Source organism: Psychrobacillus sp. FSL K6-2843 (assembly GCF_038626375.1).
Lineage (GTDB): Bacteria > Bacillota > Bacilli > Bacillales_A > Planococcaceae > Psychrobacillus > Psychrobacillus faecigallinarum.
In genome coordinates this window covers 919198-935722 of record NZ_CP152021.1, presented here as the reverse complement: position 1 = coordinate 935722, position 16525 = coordinate 919198, and the positions used below count along the sequence as shown (strand labels likewise).

Below are 16525 nucleotides of genomic sequence, written 5' to 3'. Positions count from 1 at the left end.
AATGAACTTTATTACTTTGAACAATGGATTAACAATGCCTCAGCTAGGGTTCGGAGTTTGGCAAGTACCTAATGATGAAGCAACTGCTGCTGTCTCCACAGCCCTTGAAGTGGGCTATCGTTCAATTGATACTGCAATGATATACAAAAATGAACATGGTGTAGGAAAAGCTTTAAAGGATTCAGATGTTCCTCGCGAGAAGTTATTCATCACTACAAAGGTCTGGAACAGCGACCAAGGCTATGAAAATACATTACGTGCATTCGATGAGAGCCTTGAACGTTTAGGGCTGGACTATGTAGACTTGTATTTGATTCACTGGCCGACTCCCCAGTTTGATGAATATGTTGAGACTTATAAAGCTATGGAAAAGCTTTATAAAGAAGGGCGCGTAAAAGCAATTGGTGTATGTAATTTTGAAGTAGAACATTTAGAGCGTCTATTAAAAGAGTGTGAAATTAAGCCTGTATTGAACCAAATTGAATGCCATCCATACTTAGCGCAAAATGAAATTAAGAATTTCTGCGCCCAACATGATATTTTTGTGGAAGCTTGGAGCCCACTTGACCAAGGTGGAGAAGTTTTGCAGGATGAGACTATTCTACAAATAGCAAAATCACATGGCAAATCACCTGCACAAATTGTGCTGCGTTGGCATTTACAAAACAATACAATCGTTATTCCTAAATCGGTGACTCCTTCTAGAATAGAAGAGAATTTCCAGGTTTTTGATTTTGAGCTGACCAATAATGAAATAGAACTTATTAACAACTTAAATAAGGACCGACGAAAAGGCTCTCATCCAAACGAGATGAATCTTCGTTAATACATGCCATAAAAAACCCCACATCCTTGACTTATTGGATGTGGGTTTTTCTAATGTAATTTAAGCCTTGAATTTGCTCTAAGTAGCTTTATAATAATTCGCTGTTTGCCAGGATTTCTATCCCGTTTAACGCCTGGGTTGCTAATCGATCTGCCTCGCTATTTTCTTTACGGGGAATTAGCTCGTATGTAGGATCAATTCCTAGTTTCTTCATTTTCGCTTCTATACGATCTGCCCATCCTGAAAGACTTGGCTCAATCACTGACCACTCTCCACTCAATTGGTTAATGACCACTTGGGAATCCCCAATAAATGTCACAGGTATATGGTTAACACCTAGTATATCTAGCTCTTGTAAGCACATATTGAGTGCTGCATACTCTGCTTCATTATTTGATATTAAATGCTCGGATGGCACATTGCTTCGAAGTCTATAGAATTTTCCGTTTTGTTCATAATAGATAACACATCCCATGCCTGACATCTTTGTTTGTATGTCAAAACCCCCATCAAAAAATACACGTACATTGTGTGGCTCGGTTTCGATACTTTTAAGATAGCTTTTTAACTCCTTCATCATCCATGAACTATCATACTGATCGATGAAATCTAGATGTTTTACCCTGCCAGTTTTCTGTATATCCTCCGCCATGAGAAGCGCCTGAGCAACAGGCATTTCATCTGAGCGAAAAAATGTTTCTGCTCCTCTAGGCGTAGTATAGGTCCATTCTATACGAATTTTCATCTCTAGCTCCTCCTCACATTTTGTTGCTACTTACGGAATATTTTCTAATAGTTTACCCTTTTTCCAACACTTTATGTTACTAATCTATAGACTTCCGGAAAAGCAATAAAATCCAATTTAGATGAGGCTGTCCTTCGCTAAAATAGTCGTTCATGGTTTGACCATGAACGACTATTTGCTTGTTCTTAGTTATTAAGCCGTGGTTTAACGTAACCATATCGATGAAATGAAACTTCTCCTGCAATTTCTATGTAAGTTTTTGCTTGATTCGGCGAACAATAGAGAGCTCCGTTTTCAATAATGGGCTCCGTTTCATCCAAATGATTATAGTCCATGACAATTAGGATATTCTCGTAGTCCTCCTGTAATTTTTTAATCATGTACTCCGTAAAGGATGTTTTACCTAGAATAACATTTACCTTTAGCACTTTATCACCCTTTTTCAATATTAGATATTGCTACTTTATATTCTATAGAAAGGATACTAAAAAAAATGTCGAAACCGGTCAGAAACCCAATAAATATTTTTTAATAATTTTCCCTAAACAAGACTAACCTCTGCTTTAATAAAATTCCCCGGGAAATATGTCGAGGAATAGCTTAATAGGATGTCTTTTTTAGAAGTGTTCCCTCTAATTTTGAAGCCTCCACACTATACTTTAACTGGTCTTGATTAATTATTCCTGTAGTGGACGTAATAACAAACAAAGAGCATTCAAAGTTAAAGCCTTCTTCTCTGGAGATAAAGTCGATTACCTTTAATGTGTTCCCGTCTATGTAATCTACTTTTACCACAACAGATTTCCCTAACCCGTCATTAATAGTTAACGTTCCAGATAATGACCGTTTAAAGGAATGACCGTAGGAAGGATTCAAAAAGGAAAAATCAAACATGTCTGTTATAGAGATACCATTAGATCCTTCATCATGGTAAGTAATTGCTGTAGAGGCAAAAGCTCCTTCCAAAATAGTATTAGTTGCAGTATTGATTGCCCCTTCACCATCAATTCCGTCCTGTCCAGGTGTATACTGATAGGCAACAAATGTATTTTCCATATTTTGAAGAAGGCTTACTGTTCCTAGGCTCCAATATCCATCTTCATCTACTGTTACCATTCCTACATAAACACTGTTCCGATAAACCTTCACCTTGTTACCTGGGTGTGCTGTGCCACTTATTTCATAGAAAGAACCATCAAAGGTAAGTGGGCTTTGAGCCGGGTTTGTAATTTTTACAGCTGCGTGTTGAGTGATATCAGATACTATATTCCAAGTGGATGCATTCTCTAATCTCACATCATAGCCCAAGGTTAGCATATCTCCCTTAGTCAAAGCTCTTTCAAATTCTTCCTTAGAGATAAGCTGACCATGAATAAAGAATAAATCATTCGCATCCCATTTATATTTCATCCCATTAACTACTATATAACCAGCTTCCTTATGTATGGTTTCATTTTCTATCTGAAAATCATATACACCTGAGTTAGTTTGCAGCTGATAAAAATGAGTGACCGCTGCTTGTTTACTCGTTTCATTGCCATCTAGCTTTTGAATGGTTGGCTGCACATTAGTATATGTACCAGCACCTGCCGTAACAGTGAAAACAACATGTCCATTCTGATCCGCATAGGATCTCCACTCCTGACTCGCTTCTTCTACGTGGCCATTTACTGAAGTTATTACTCCAGTCGTTGGTTCTCCATTATTATTTGCTAGACTTATTCTTACCCGGCCATTATAAGGAGAATTATCACTGTTCGTAAGTTTAGCGATGTATACATGCGTATCTGTAGTTTCGAGATATCGCTCCTCTAAATCATTTAACAATATACCAGAATTATCCGGAACCTCTGGTGTAGTAAAGATTATTTCACTTCCTTTCCAGGTAAGTAAATAATCAGTGTCTCCGTTTAAATCGGTGGTTGTTAATGTAATGGACTTCTTATCCTCCGATAATCTGGCATGCTGAACAATTTCCCCGGAAATTTTAAACTGGCCAGCCTCTAAATTAGAAGAGTTGGTTAACAGAGCTTTAGATAGTTTCACAGTCACAGTATTTTTTCCATCTGTAGTTGCAAAAAGTGGAAGCAACGGAACTGAATTTAGTGTGGATTCATAGTTATTTTGTAACTTTGAGTAAAAACTTAAGCTATCCTTATAGCCAGTTAAGTATTCATAAGCCTTCATTAATTCAAGATCAGTTTCTATGTATTTTTCTTCCTTTAGTAATTTATTCGCCTTTTCTAAATGCATATGTATAGTTACATCATATTGAACAGAATTCATTAGTGCTTCAAAAGTAGGCTTCACTGAGTTCCGAATTCCATCACGTGTGGACTGCCCATAGACTCGATCTAGTAGCTTAGTTTGTTTTCGATATTCGGCAGTTGCCAAATGGTACGTTGCCTCAATCCTATCAAGTTCCCCCGATGCTATAGATGAATTCATATTATTGGTGAGTTCTTTAATTTTTTCACTGGAGGTGATTGCGTCTATGTAAGCCTGAGCTCGTTTTACTTGTATTTTAGCATCGACCAATCTAGCCTGCACATTTAACTTTTCCGATTGGGAAAGTTTTGACGAAGCTTTTTCGGCAGCTTCTATGTACTTTTTCGTTGTATTATATTCCGCATACGGCCTTGTTTTAAAGTTCGCAAAGCCTTCAACAGATATTGCCCATTTTAATATAGTGCCTGCGTTTATCGCATTGGTGACTAACTGATTTACATTCCCAGCAGCATTAACTGAAGGGACGGGGGCCGTAGCAATAAAGACCGTGGCAATAACTAAAATTTTAGTAGATTTAATCATAGATAGTATTATGCTCCTTCTTTTTGTTTAATCATAACATGTAAATTCAGGTAAAATTTTTACTAAATTAAGGAAGAATTTTTTACCAATTAATTTTATTTAATTTCCTTTATTATCCTTAAATTTCCGAAAACGTGTGCCTACAAAAAAAACGGAACCTGACTTTATCAAGCGTTCCGATTAAGACCTTTTTTACATTGAGTACGAACGATAAAAGTATAGTTATCCTCCTGCTTAAATGTACAATTAATTGGACTTTAAGATTATTGAATAATTACTTGCCTTGTTATAACTAATAATCCGGATATATACTAGAGTGGTTTCGCTCTAAATAATAAAAATACCGCGAACATTAAGTTCACGGTATATTTTCTAGAAGTATAAAATTTTTATAAAAACTGCCTCTTATAATAAGACAGTCACTTCATTAATCCACAGAAATAACCTCCACCTTATCGGTTATAGGTGGCTCAACTGGGAGAGTATCGCCAGGTTTTGGGTTAGCAGGAGTTTCTACTACATCCGGCTTGTCACCGTTTAACTGCTTTAATTTAGCTTTGCTAGGTGTTTCATATTTAATAGAAATATCCTTTTTCACAAAGTTCCCTCCGCCTACCCCATAAAGACCATTGTGATCATTTGTATAACGATACACTCGATACTCCTCTCCCTTCTTCAAATCTCTCACCTTTATTAAAGACTGATCTGGACCTATTTTCCAAAGAGTTGTATTAGATTGTACAGTTACTTTCCCAATTTGCCCTACTTTTAATTCTGTTTTTCCCCACATGACTTTTACCGCGGCTTCAGCATACACACTAGTAAGAAGAATAAAAGAAACGGTAATTACAAACAAAGAGAGATACCTTTTTATTTTCATCGTCATAAGCCCTCCACCTTAATATCTGAATATTAATTCTACTTACTAGAATAACATATATTTAAGAAAAAAATAACAAAATACCCTCCAACTTATTTCAAATGTATTACAGGTGCCAGGCACCTGTAATACATTTGAAATAACAGGTCTAAAACACTAGAACTATTTGTTTAGACTTTTTTTAGTCACAAAGAATAAGTCATTAATACTATTTAATAAATCTAAATCAAAAATATTCCTTTTTTTAATTAAAAATGTCTTTTTTTATGAAATAAGTCCTGCTATAATGTAATTTATAAAACACAGAAGGGTAATTTATATCATGAAATTTAATAGGTACATATTCATCGTATTTTTCGCTTCACTAACGTTATTTGGTAATACTGCTTCTGCACATCCATCAAACAACAATGCCTTTATAACTACATCTTCAGGAAACAAAATAGGCGTTGGGTCACCGGCTACTCAAAAGGTTTCTCCTTTTATAATTTTGCCTAAAGAAACTATAAAAGAAAAAAAAGATGCTCGTATAAAACAATCTATTACAGTTCTTCCTTCAACATCATCTACCGTAGTAGAAATTCCTTTTAGTTTCTATAATGATGAATATCTAGTTCTCTACAAAGAGGATTCAGGGAAGCAATACAATGCAGGACATATATTCAATAAGAAAAATGAATCTATCGGTTTATTTTTCATTTCAACAGAAAAAGCTCAAAACAAATTAAAAGTGACTACAAATGTAAAAAATAAAAACATACTCGAATTAAAAATTGAAACAAATAAACTTTTAGACCCAGTAACTATTGATATAGAAATTTCCAGTCCAGATATTACTACCTACTTTTCTAAAAATCAGTGGATTACAAGAGGCAAACTAGATTCTGTCAGCATGATACCTAGTCCTTATCTATTAACTTCTGCTAACTATGAAATTTCGACATTAAAGAGATTAGATGCGTGGAACAAACTTGTCGATCTTCATAAGTATGATGAAAAATGGAGCAATATAAGTGGATTACAAAATCAATTTGATTGTCATTTCGATTTTGCAAAAACTAAGGGCGAGTGGAATTTAGAGCCTGCTAGAAAAAATGTCGGCTATTTTTCAACTATTATGGCTTCATGTAATCCAAGTACAAAATAAATTGTCTACGGAAATAATTTAGTTTCCTCCAAATTTCGACGAATTTTGAAAAACGTTTTTGCTATATTTATACATACCAACAATAAGGAGCATGGAGAATGCAACATATAGAATTTACTAATTTACTTGACTCAGTTATAGGTCCACGTATTATTTTTCATCAAATGGAATGCGATGTTTGCGGATTTGATTTAATCTACTATCAAGATCCCGATACTAGCAAACAAAATGGGATGGCATGTGAACAATGTAACTATGTAAAGAAGTTTGAATTTAAAGTAGAATAGCTCAAAGTATAAAAGATCCTTCCTAGCCAGAGCGCTAGAAAGGATCTTTTATATTTTTATTTATTTGATAGAGTACTTACCAAATCCGTCAGTACCTTCACCAATATATTGAATGCTTCCGTCAGCAGGAAGTACCTTCGCTGCGTTTTTAGAAGATTCGAATATGATTTTTGCAGTTGATGGAAGTGTTGCAAATTTCCAGTTTCCATCTGCAGAAGGGTCAATTGTTTTCTTCTCTAGGATGAAGTCTATAATTGCTTGACGGTTTTCATCTGGGTATACTTCTGTTTCTGTCGCATTACGCACACCCGGGAATGTTCCGTTCGCACGGTAGTTATTTGTTGCTACGATAAATTGCTGCTTCAAATCAATAGGCTTGCCATCGAATTGAAGGTTAACGATACGTGAAGCATCCTTATTCACCAAGTTACCGTCTGGATCATATTTAGCTGGTTGTGTTACATCAATTTCATATGTTACTCCATCAATCACGTCATAATTATATGAGCGGAAATCTGTGTTAATAAGCTGTTGCTCATCTTTTTTAGTTGCATCGATTTGATTGAATTGTCCTGCAGACATTTCTAACCATTCTTTCACATCAGCTCCTGTAACCTTTACAGTAGAGATTGTATTGTCATACAAATATAGGTCTGCAACGTTTTTAATTGCTAACTCACCTGTAGGTACATAAGTGTAATATTCAGGGTCGCTTCTTGTTCCAGCTTTAAACGGAGCTCCAGCAGAAAGAACCGGAAGTTTTTCATTTGCCGTACCTTTAAGCTTTGCTTTTACATATTCGGTTTGTGCATTGGTTACGATTTGTATGGATGGGTCATCTTGCACCTGTGAGAAGTAGCTATGAATATCTGCCGTTGTAGTTCCAACAGCTTGGCGCACATAAGAAATAGTCCCTTCATGAGCCTCCTTTACTGCATTCACGATTGTTTGGTCTACATCAGATGCATCCTTTGCAATCGTACGAACCTCAGCTTTAGATGAAGCAACCTTCCAGCCTTGTCCGTCTTTTTCCAATGTCAAATCAATTACACCTAAATGGCTTCCGAATTTACCTGGCATTACTACTGGAACACCGTTCATAGTTCCTTTTGCAATATCCACATTAGTTAAAGAAGCATCTACTTTTCCAGGGAATACTTGATGAGCGTGACCAGTGATAATCGCATCAACGCCATCTACTTTAGTCAATAAGTAGGTTACATCTTCCTCACCAACCTCATGAGTAGCGTCTCCCATACCTGAGTGAGAAAGAACTACTACTACATCTGCTCCAGCTTTTTTCATATCTGGAACAACTTTTTCCACAGCTTGCACAGAATCATCTACTGTTACTTTTCCTGTTAAATGTGATTTATCCCATTTCAGGATTTGTGGAGGTACAATACCAGTTACCCCGACCTTTACTGTTGCTTTATTCCCCTTCGCATCAACCACTTCTTTATCGATTAATACGTAAGGTGTGTATGCTAATTTACCAGTAGCTGCGTCACGAACATTTGCATTTACATAAGGGAAGTCTGCATCATCTAAAACTTCATCTAAGAAATCAAGGCCGTAGTTAAATTCATGGTTACCGAAAGTAGCTCCATCATAGTCTAAAAGCTCCATAGCTGTAATAGATGGATGCTCTTCTCCATCCTCTAGCTTGTCCACTGAAGATTTATAAGATCCTAGCGGAGTTCCTTGAATAGAATCTCCATTGTCGAATAACAATGTATTACTATTTTCTGTGCGTGCTTTTTTAATTAATGTCGCAGTTTTAGCAAGACCTAAGCTATTTGAAGCTGTGTCTTTATAGTAGTCGTAATTTACAATATTTGTATGAATATCAGAAGTACCTAGGATACGTAGGGAAAATGTCCCTGTCGCAGCTTCTTTATCAACACCAAATTTATTGTCATAAGCTCGGTCAATCAAATCTTTAATCATTGGTAAAGAGTTAGATTGAGGCAGCATATCAATTAAAGGATAAATAGAAAGTATAGCTTTTTTAGCTTCTTCTGTTTTACCAGCTGCTAAAGCTTTCTCAGCTTCTAGAACCTTCATATATACAGTGACAGGTATTTTTAACTCATCACGCTTAGCATTTGCCGGATCTTTATATTGTTCTAACAAAAGATCACGAGCTGACTTACCAGTAAAACGGTAAAGAATAGCTGTACGTGATTTCAGTTGAGCAGATAATTGATGATAAGATTTCTCTGCCTTTGACCAATCACGAGCTGCTTCAGCCTTTTCAATGTCTTTCATAATTGGATTTAAGTACTTGTCCGCATAGTTATAAGCATCAATATAAGGAACAATTCCTTTTGTTACTTTTTCATAATACAAAGCATCCAAATCTTTTAACATAGTAGCTTTGTTTTTAGCATTGGATTTTGAAATTGTAGCCTTCGCTTTTGCATAACTTGCCTTCGCCTTGTTTAAAGCAGGGTATAATTCTTTACTAGTAACAATTTTCCCCTTTTGGGCAGGCACCACATAAGCATACGCTGCATTTTTCATGTCCATACGAGCTTGATCGACGATCTGTTGAGTCGAACTGCTTGCAAAAGTAACATTTGCAGAAGCAAATAAAGACGTTGCAAGCACAGCCGAGACTACCGATTTTTTTAAAGATTTCCTATTCACATTTCCACCCCTATTTCTGATTTTTAAAATCCCCCAGCCTATCATTCTATTCATAAATAACGAACAATTGGGCTACTATCTAAAGATAATCAAATACTCTAATCAAAACAATGCAATAAATGTAAAAATATCGTAAAATCAAACTATTTACACTCAAAAGATTTATATTATGGGTAAAAATACATAAAAACCTATCTATTTCCAAAGTATGTATAAATTATTACAGGTGCCAGGCACCCGTAATAATTTTTCTATAATATTTAAAGTTGATATTGTTCGATAAACCCTCCATCCCTCCAAACAGGGACAGGATTTCCAAATATATTAGTATTCTAATATATTTCAGGTGCCAGGCACCCGTAATACTTTTGAAACAATATAGGTTAGTTTTTAGCTAAGATTCCTGACATGTTTTCTTTTGGTTGAGTTAATAGACTCACGACTACTAATGTGATTACAGCCATTGGTAAGGCAAATAAGACGCTGTTTAGCTCAAATGGTTTGTTTAAGACAACCTCCCAGACGATTGTACTTACACCACCAACCACCATCGAGCTTAACACTCCAGTTGTTGTTGCTCGCTTCCATAGGATGGTGGCAAGCAGTGCAGGTGTAACGGATGCGCCGTACATTGTATAAGAGTACATTTGAATAGCTAACACAGAGGGGAAGTACATAGCAAGCACATATGCAACAACCCCTAATGCTACAACTACATAACGATTCATTTTTAATAGTTTTTTATCGGAAATCTCTTTTTTGCTATAGCGCTTATACAAGTCATACACAATATTCCCTGAAGCAGAGAGTAGGTAAGATGTTCCTGTGGTTATGATAAAGGCAACGCACGCACAGAGCACAACTAATCCTATTGCTAAAGGTAATCCATTAATAGCCATATTCAACACAGCTGTATCTGGTGTGATATTCGGAAACATTACAATAGCCGCAGTGGCAAATGTAATAGTTAACCCAATGACAAGTACACTACCTAAGAAAAAACCAATTGTTGAATTTTTCGCCGTTTTCTCATCCTTTGCCGCAGCAAAACGCTGATACATATTTTGATCCCCTAAAATAAGCAGGAACAGGGGCAGGAAATACCCTAACAATTGTAGTGGACTAAGCCCTCCATTCCATTGCTTGGCCTGTTCCGGAAGATTTAAAGATAATCCCTCCAGTCCCCCTACTCCGTTCAACACGAAAGGTAAACCTATTAAAAATCCAAAAACTATTAACAGAGCACTTAAAGCATCTGTATAGGCAACAGAGAATAACCCACCGCTCACCGTCAAGAAGATAACAAGCACCGCGATAATAATCGCACCAGTCTCAATCGGTAACCCAGTCGTAATTTGCAGTACATACGCACCACCAGTGAACTGATAAGCGGTAATTCCCACATATGCAAGAAGTATTAATATACTCGCAACAAGTCGGGCTTGACTTCCAAACCGTTTCTCAATAATTTCTGGAACCGTATATGCTTCCCCTTTGCGAACCCTTCCTGCGATAAAATAAAGTACAATAATGCCGAATATTCCACCTGATAAATTGAAAATTGCAGCCCACGGACCGTACTGATATATGAAGCTTGCCCCACCGACCACTGTCCCAGAGCCAACAAAGGTAGCTAGCAGAGTTCCAGTCATAACCCATAAGGGGAGTGATCTTCCAGCTGCCATAAAGTCCTGACTTGTATCAATCGAATTTCTACTAAAATATACCCCCATCAAGGCCATTACAGCTAAATAAATTACAACTGCGATTAAATAAATACTCATTTTATTCCCTCCCCTAAATTAGTTAAAGAATTAAATCTTCCAGCTTACTTGGATAATGAGTGACTAACTGAGTTCCCTGCTTGGTCAAAATGACAGTATCGGAGTGACGGAAACCTCCAATTCCTGGAATATAAAGCCCCGGCTCTACGCAAAATACCATGTTCTCTTGTAGGACAAGATCATTTGAATATTTTAACGATGGCTCTTCATGAAGTCCTATCCCGATTCCATGTCCTGTGCGATGTCTGACATACTGCTCCACATTCGCATCTTTAAATACATTCAATGCAACTTCATTTACCTCCGCTGCAGTCACCCCTACTCGTATAAAATCCAGCGCAGCCTGCTGCGCCTCTTGTGCCAGCTTGAACGCTTCCTCCTGCTCAATTGTTGGTTTCCCAACAAAAAAAGTACGTTCACATTCGGCTCTGTAGCCATTGACTCCAACCTGTCGACTGTGAATAATAATATCGTTAGTACCTAGAGCTCTAGTATTAGAAAACACATGTGGCATATTAGTTCTCTCAATACCGGATGGAGACATAACAAAATAATCTAATGTAGAGTTTGGATGATTCTTAGCGACCTCTAAAAATAGTGCTGTATTTCCAAATTGATCTAACTCCATTTCCGTTATATTTGGAGCAGCATGCGCTAGTGATGCAGTCAATGAAAGGCTTACCAATTTACCGGATTCAATAATTTGTTCTATTTCTTCCTCCTCTTTTATAGCCCGCATCTGTATTATTTCTTCATCTAAGCTAACTAACTCATATCCCTTATCACGTAATCTTCTTGCTAATTCAAAAGGTAAGGCACTAAACTCTACCCCGACTCTAGAACTTTCAGGATAAGTTGATATTACTTCTTCAAAAAGCTCTACATAAGAATTTGCCTGAGTTTGGTGCAAAGGCGTTTCATAATAGACTAGTAGTTGATCCGCTATTGATTTATCTTTTGCGTGATTTTCTTCCAATGATGGCACGACTAGCTTTGTGTTCTGTTCACCTACAAATAAAACAATTGGTCGAGAATAAGTAATGGCTTTAAACCCACTAAAATAATATTGATTTTCAAAATTCATAATGACCGAAAGAGTTACCTCTTTCTTAGCCATCACCTCTCGCAATTGATATATCCTCTTTTCTAAATTCACATTCATAAACCCCTTTCTTTTTTCTACCTAGTTATTAATAAAAAGACCGTTTTTCATAACTCTTTTAGAATCTTTTAAAGCTAATATACTATCTAATGGATTACTCTCTACAATTAATAAATCTGCAAACATGCCCTCTTTTAAGACTCCCCTGTCCTCCAATCCTAAGCACTCAGCAGCTATTTGAGTAGATGCATGTATGACCTCCATTCGGCTCATACCTGCGTCCTCCATAATCTGTAATTCATCAAAATAATAATTAGGCGGAGTTACCGGTGAACCACAATCAGTTCCCGTAGCAATTTTCACACCAAGCTTTACTGCTTTTTCAAGCATTTCCGCATGAGGCTGCACTACATGCCTTGCCTTTTCTAAAGCCCATTCTGGTATGTTTTCATCTGTTGCCAATCTTTTCATCACTATCATCGTAGGCACTAAATAGGTTCCATTTTCCTTCATTTTCTGAAGTGCACTTTCATCTGCATAAATAGCATGCTCTATTGTATCTACGCCTGCTTCAATACAGTTATGGATACCTTCTAGCCCCTCTGCATGGGCAGCCACTTTCTTATTTTTCTTATGTGCTTCCTCAACAGCTGCTTTCAGCTCGTCCACATTTAGCTGTGGAGATCCTGGCTCTTCACCAAACGTGTAAATTCCACCCGTCGCCATCAGCTTGATAAGATTTGCTCCTTCCTTCATCACCTGACGAGTTGCCCTCCGAACATCTTCTGGTCCATCTGCTTCTTTTCCTAAATAATGAACATGCCCCCCAGTCATACAAATAGCTGGTCCTGAAGCAATAATGGTTGGTCCAATCAAATCCCCACTATTAATAACATCTCGAAGATTTAATACACTTTTCTTTGGAGAAGCAACATCGCGAACGGTAGTAATACCCTCCTTTAAAGTTAGGAGTGCATGGGAGTAAGCCTCCAATGCAATAGTGGACTCATCTAAATGCTGTATGTTCTTTTGAGGGTCCTCACTTCCATCCCATACTAGATGTACATGACAATCAATTAGTCCTGGCATAACATATTGACCTTTTATATCCACTAAATTTGCTGACTCGACTTTTTCTATCTCTCCAGTCCCAATTTCTTTAATTTTCTTATCTTCTATAATTAAATAAGCATTTTCTATAATTTCTTCATCCAGTCCATTAATTAATGAACAGTTATATAAGATGGTCTGCATCTTCATCCCTTCTTTCTGTTTGTTAATAGAAATTTTAGATTTTTCTAAAATCTTTTTCATTGTATCTAGAGCACAAAAAAAAGAGACTGTTTTATAGTCTCTGGACAATAAGCTATTTGATTAAGCGCAATGCAATAGAAAAAAGCAAATATTCATTTTGATTTTCAAAAATAATTCCCGGATAAAGCTCTTGAATTTTTTCCATTCGATAGCTTACGGTATTACGATGAATAAATAATTCCTCTGCGCTTTTTTTAAGGCTAAAGAAATGCTTCAAATAAACCTCCAAAGTTTTGGTTAAGTCTGCCTGGTTACTTTTATCAAAATCTAACAGGGGCTGGAGCAACTCTATCGCTGCCTCCTGCATAGAATCTTCTTCTTTTATCATAAACAAAAACCTGTCTACTCCTATATCCTGAAAGAGTATAAGCTTTACGTTCATTTGTTCACTTAGCTTTATACAATGCTTCGCTTGCTTATATTTTAGAAGGAGATCTTTTTCTACTTTACTAGTCTTATACTCACTCACACCACAATAGGTGCCTTGCAGAGAAGACAATATTTCCTGTAGGCTATGTATTTCTATGGAGGTGGATGCAATGCAAATTACCTCTTGTTGATAGATCCAAATAATCTTATCTGAATTTCTTCCATCCAATTTTTCGTAAATTACAGTAAATCCATAATTGATTAGGTCTTCATTTTCAAAATGAAACACATAAATCTGGGACATTTTTTTTAGAGAAGAGGATAGATTGGAGGTACGATTCGGTAAATTGTTCCTGTTCTCAAAAACCATTTCTAATAACTGTATCTCTTGATTCTTTAAAAAACGCTCTAAAGACTTTTTCTTTACCGCATCAAGCAACAAGGCCGTCTTTCCATATTGAATAGCTGAATTGATCATTAACTCTTCTACCCCGTTATTACCTATGATCAAATATCCATGCTTTTCGATTTTTTCCATAATAGGAAGGACGAAAAACACTAAATCATGCTGCAAAGAAAAGGACTCTGTCAAGGCGCTCCCGACCTCCAAGTATTTTTCTCTGTATAGAGAGTCTCTTTCTTTCTCTAAAACAGATTTTACTAGTAGGCTAAATTCCTGACGATTAAAATTATTGTTAGTCCAAATGGAAACAATGCTTAAGCTTTGATCTAGAAATACAATGGGACAGGAAAGATACTTACCTAATGTAGCAACAATATAACTGACTCCCTTATCCCTGGCAACCGCTTCTAGTAATTGAAGGTTCATATCCTCAATCCGAACACGAAGAGCATCATTTTCACCTAACAGCAATTCATTAAACTCCTTAAAAACCTCTTTATAGGATAAGTCCACTGGGATTGTGAATATAGGTAGACTGTTCGTATTAGAAAGCTGCAACAAGCTATCGGGAATAACCGCCCAGCCAGCTTCATGGATCCCTAGTGCGGAAATCTTTCGAGTGATTAACCATTCTACATGAGATAAAATTTCATACTCATCTTTAAAAGCAGCAAACGTCGTCAAAATGAACCCACCTGGATGAACCCGCTCACTTCTAAGCGGCAGCTCCTGTATATTTATATAATCTATTTCTCTCTGTTTCCCCTGCCAACCACTAACTAAACGAATGCCATACTTTTCTAACCTCGGAGCCAATCGCTCAATAGACATCAAATCACTCACCCTATTCACACAACTATTAATATACTTAAATACTATATTAGCAGAAAGTTAAGAAAATATAATTACAGATAGATTACGGGTGCCTGGCACCTATAATCCACTTGTTACATAAAAAATTGCACAAATGGGCAATGAAAAAGCGTTTCCCACCTATTAATAAGGATGGAAACGCTTTTTGATATATATGCTTATTTCACTACAAACTTGACTAAAACACTTTCAGTTAACGCAGTGCCGCTTTTTCCCTTCAGGTCATTGGTGATCATTAGCTCGTATGCACCTGGGGAATATCCTTCTTTAGGGGCGTATACCTCTATTTGCTTTCCGTTTGCTTTAGAAACAGATTTCTCAACTGAAATTCCCTTTGCTCCGTCTTTCGTCACGAAAATCGATTGGTCCAAGCTTGTTGGGTCGATTTCTTGGCTCAACGTAATTGTCCACTTCTTGTTAGAAGCCACCGGAATATTTTTTTCCATCACTTTGCCCCAGCCAATTGGTAGCTCTGGTAAAGTATTTAAGAAAAATTGATCTGCAATCACTTGATAGCCTGCCTCATTAGGATGAATATCCTTTGGATTCTCCAAATAGTCAGTACCCTTAATATCAAAGGCGGGGGCTACATTGACAAAATGGACACCTTCACGTTCTGCAATAGCAGCTATTCGATTGTTCACAATAGTGAAGGCCATTTGCATCTGCTGCTTCGTTGCTGGATCCTTTAAATAAGGGAATGGAAAATAATAGCCAAACAAGTAAATCTCCGCATTTGGGTTTATTGCCTTTACCTGTTTTACCGCAGAAGTTAAATTTTCTGAAACCTGGTTCAATAACAATGTTGCAGCCGCTAAATCTACATCCACACTCTCATCTTTTGGATCATAAAAGGCTTTTATAAAATCATTCGCTCCACTGACAATGGTAACAAGCTCAGCATCCTTTAGAGACTGCTGAACGTCTTTTCGCTTCAATTTTTCTAAAAGTCCATTAGTTGTTTCGCCAGATGTAGCAAACTCTTTAGTAAATGAACCTAACTTCCCTTCCTTCTCAAGTCTCTCTGCAATCATATCTGTAAAGCCTCGACCGATCTTTTCCCCGTAAGGAGTATGACCACTTGCAATCGAATCTCCCAGAGCTACGTAATCCACCTTTGCATTGTTCGCATAGGCAGCAGGCATGTTGATACTAAACACCAACAATAATAAAGCCATCACAACCATCATTTTTTGCTTCATTCCCAAAACTCCCTTCATTAGAACTCTCTAAAGCAATTTTCCCTACATATATATTAAAAGCTCTATACCTTATTTATTTCCCTATATTTGCTTTTAAATCCTTTAAAATTAAAAAATGATAAAAAGCAGC

At 36.8% G+C, this 16525-nt stretch carries 13 protein-coding genes; 3 read left to right on the top strand and 10 right to left on the bottom strand.

The annotated features are described in order from the left end of the window. Position 1 precedes the first annotated feature (1 nt). Positions 2 to 826 carry an aldo/keto reductase gene (locus MKY94_RS04645; RefSeq protein ID WP_342578123.1) on the top strand — a complete coding sequence of 275 codons (825 nt, stop codon included), beginning with the start codon at positions 2 to 4 and terminating at the stop codon, positions 824 to 826. 88 nt (positions 827 to 914) lie between these two features. On the opposite strand, the gene MKY94_RS04640 is transcribed toward MKY94_RS04645, so the two are convergent. From MKY94_RS04640 to MKY94_RS04625, 4 genes are all read right to left on the bottom strand, one after another. Beyond that, complete coding sequence (locus MKY94_RS04640; RefSeq protein ID WP_342578122.1) at positions 915 to 1571, bottom strand: ribonuclease H family protein; 657 nt, start codon at positions 1569 to 1571, stop codon at positions 915 to 917. A 185-nt stretch (positions 1572 to 1756) separates the two neighbouring features. Beyond that, the gene (locus MKY94_RS04635; protein ID WP_186318102.1) at positions 1757 to 2017 is read right to left on the bottom strand and encodes a hypothetical protein; all 261 of its coding nucleotides are present in this window, start codon (positions 2015 to 2017) and stop codon (positions 1757 to 1759) included. Positions 2018 to 2171: 154 nt separating this feature from the next. After that, a complete protein-coding gene (locus tag MKY94_RS04630; protein WP_342578121.1) occupies positions 2172 to 4382 on the bottom strand; it encodes a hypothetical protein in 2211 nt (736 codons plus the stop codon). Positions 4383 to 4809: 427 nt separating this feature from the next. Further along, positions 4810 to 5268, bottom strand: a complete 459-nt coding sequence (locus MKY94_RS04625) for a hypothetical protein (RefSeq protein WP_342578120.1) — start codon at positions 5266 to 5268, stop codon at positions 4810 to 4812. A gap of 316 nt (positions 5269 to 5584) precedes the next feature. On the opposite strand from MKY94_RS04625, the gene MKY94_RS04620 reads away from it, so the two are divergent. Beyond that, positions 5585 to 6409, top strand: coding sequence for a DUF2599 domain-containing protein (locus tag MKY94_RS04620; protein WP_342578119.1), 825 nt, complete (start codon positions 5585 to 5587; stop codon positions 6407 to 6409). Positions 6410 to 6507: 98 nt separating this feature from the next. Then, on the top strand, positions 6508 to 6696 hold the full coding sequence (locus MKY94_RS04615) for an acyltransferase (protein ID WP_144537333.1): 189 nt from the start codon (positions 6508 to 6510) through the stop codon (positions 6694 to 6696). A 60-nt stretch (positions 6697 to 6756) separates the two neighbouring features. Here the strand turns inward: MKY94_RS04615 and MKY94_RS04610 are convergent, their stop codons facing one another. The 6 genes from MKY94_RS04610 to MKY94_RS04585 form a co-directional block, all read right to left on the bottom strand. Beyond that, on the bottom strand, positions 6757 to 9348 hold the full coding sequence (locus MKY94_RS04610; RefSeq protein WP_342578118.1) for a bifunctional 2',3'-cyclic-nucleotide 2'-phosphodiesterase/3'-nucleotidase: 2592 nt from the start codon (positions 9346 to 9348) through the stop codon (positions 6757 to 6759). A 383-nt stretch (positions 9349 to 9731) separates the two neighbouring features. Then, positions 9732 to 11132, bottom strand: coding sequence for a sodium:solute symporter family protein (locus MKY94_RS04605; RefSeq protein WP_342578117.1), 1401 nt, complete (start codon positions 11130 to 11132; stop codon positions 9732 to 9734). Positions 11133 to 11154: 22 nt separating this feature from the next. Next, on the bottom strand, positions 11155 to 12294 hold the full coding sequence (locus MKY94_RS04600; protein ID WP_342578116.1) for a Xaa-Pro peptidase family protein: 1140 nt from the start codon (positions 12292 to 12294) through the stop codon (positions 11155 to 11157). A gap of 21 nt (positions 12295 to 12315) precedes the next feature. Next, complete coding sequence (locus MKY94_RS04595) at positions 12316 to 13548, bottom strand: amidohydrolase family protein (RefSeq protein WP_342578115.1); 1233 nt, start codon at positions 13546 to 13548, stop codon at positions 12316 to 12318. Between the two features lie 52 nt (positions 13549 to 13600). After that, positions 13601 to 15151 (bottom strand): PucR family transcriptional regulator, encoded by a 1551-nt coding sequence (locus tag MKY94_RS04590; protein ID WP_342578114.1) that lies wholly within the window; start codon positions 15149 to 15151, stop codon positions 13601 to 13603. Positions 15152 to 15351: 200 nt separating this feature from the next. Continuing rightward, positions 15352 to 16395: a GDSL-type esterase/lipase family protein gene (locus MKY94_RS04585; RefSeq protein WP_186318100.1), complete on the bottom strand. Its 1044-nt coding sequence runs from the start codon at positions 16393 to 16395 to the stop codon at positions 15352 to 15354. Between the last annotated feature and the right edge of the window lie 130 nt (positions 16396 to 16525).

Excerpts from the sequence above, each read along its gene's own strand:
- MKY94_RS04645 (WP_342578123.1), top strand. The coding sequence starts at position 2 with ATGAACTTTATTACTTTGAACAATGGATTAACAATGCCTCAGCTAGGG.
- MKY94_RS04640 (WP_342578122.1), bottom strand. The coding sequence starts at position 1,571 with ATGAAAATTCGTATAGAATGGACCTATACTACGCCTAGAGGAGCAGAA.
- MKY94_RS04630 (WP_342578121.1), bottom strand. The coding sequence starts at position 4,382 with ATGATTAAATCTACTAAAATTTTAGTTATTGCCACGGTCTTTATTGCT.
- MKY94_RS04625 (WP_342578120.1), bottom strand. The coding sequence starts at position 5,268 with ATGACGATGAAAATAAAAAGGTATCTCTCTTTGTTTGTAATTACCGTT.
- MKY94_RS04620 (WP_342578119.1), top strand. The coding sequence starts at position 5,585 with ATGAAATTTAATAGGTACATATTCATCGTATTTTTCGCTTCACTAACG.
- MKY94_RS04615 (WP_144537333.1), top strand. The coding sequence starts at position 6,508 with ATGCAACATATAGAATTTACTAATTTACTTGACTCAGTTATAGGTCCA.
- MKY94_RS04605 (WP_342578117.1), bottom strand. The coding sequence starts at position 11,132 with ATGAGTATTTATTTAATCGCAGTTGTAATTTATTTAGCTGTAATGGCC.
- MKY94_RS04600 (WP_342578116.1), bottom strand. The coding sequence starts at position 12,294 with ATGAATGTGAATTTAGAAAAGAGGATATATCAATTGCGAGAGGTGATG.
- MKY94_RS04595 (WP_342578115.1), bottom strand. The coding sequence starts at position 13,548 with ATGAAAAAGATTTTAGAAAAATCTAAAATTTCTATTAACAAACAGAAA.
- MKY94_RS04590 (WP_342578114.1), bottom strand. The coding sequence starts at position 15,151 with ATGTCTATTGAGCGATTGGCTCCGAGGTTAGAAAAGTATGGCATTCGT.
- MKY94_RS04585 (WP_186318100.1), bottom strand. The coding sequence starts at position 16,395 with ATGAAGCAAAAAATGATGGTTGTGATGGCTTTATTATTGTTGGTGTTT.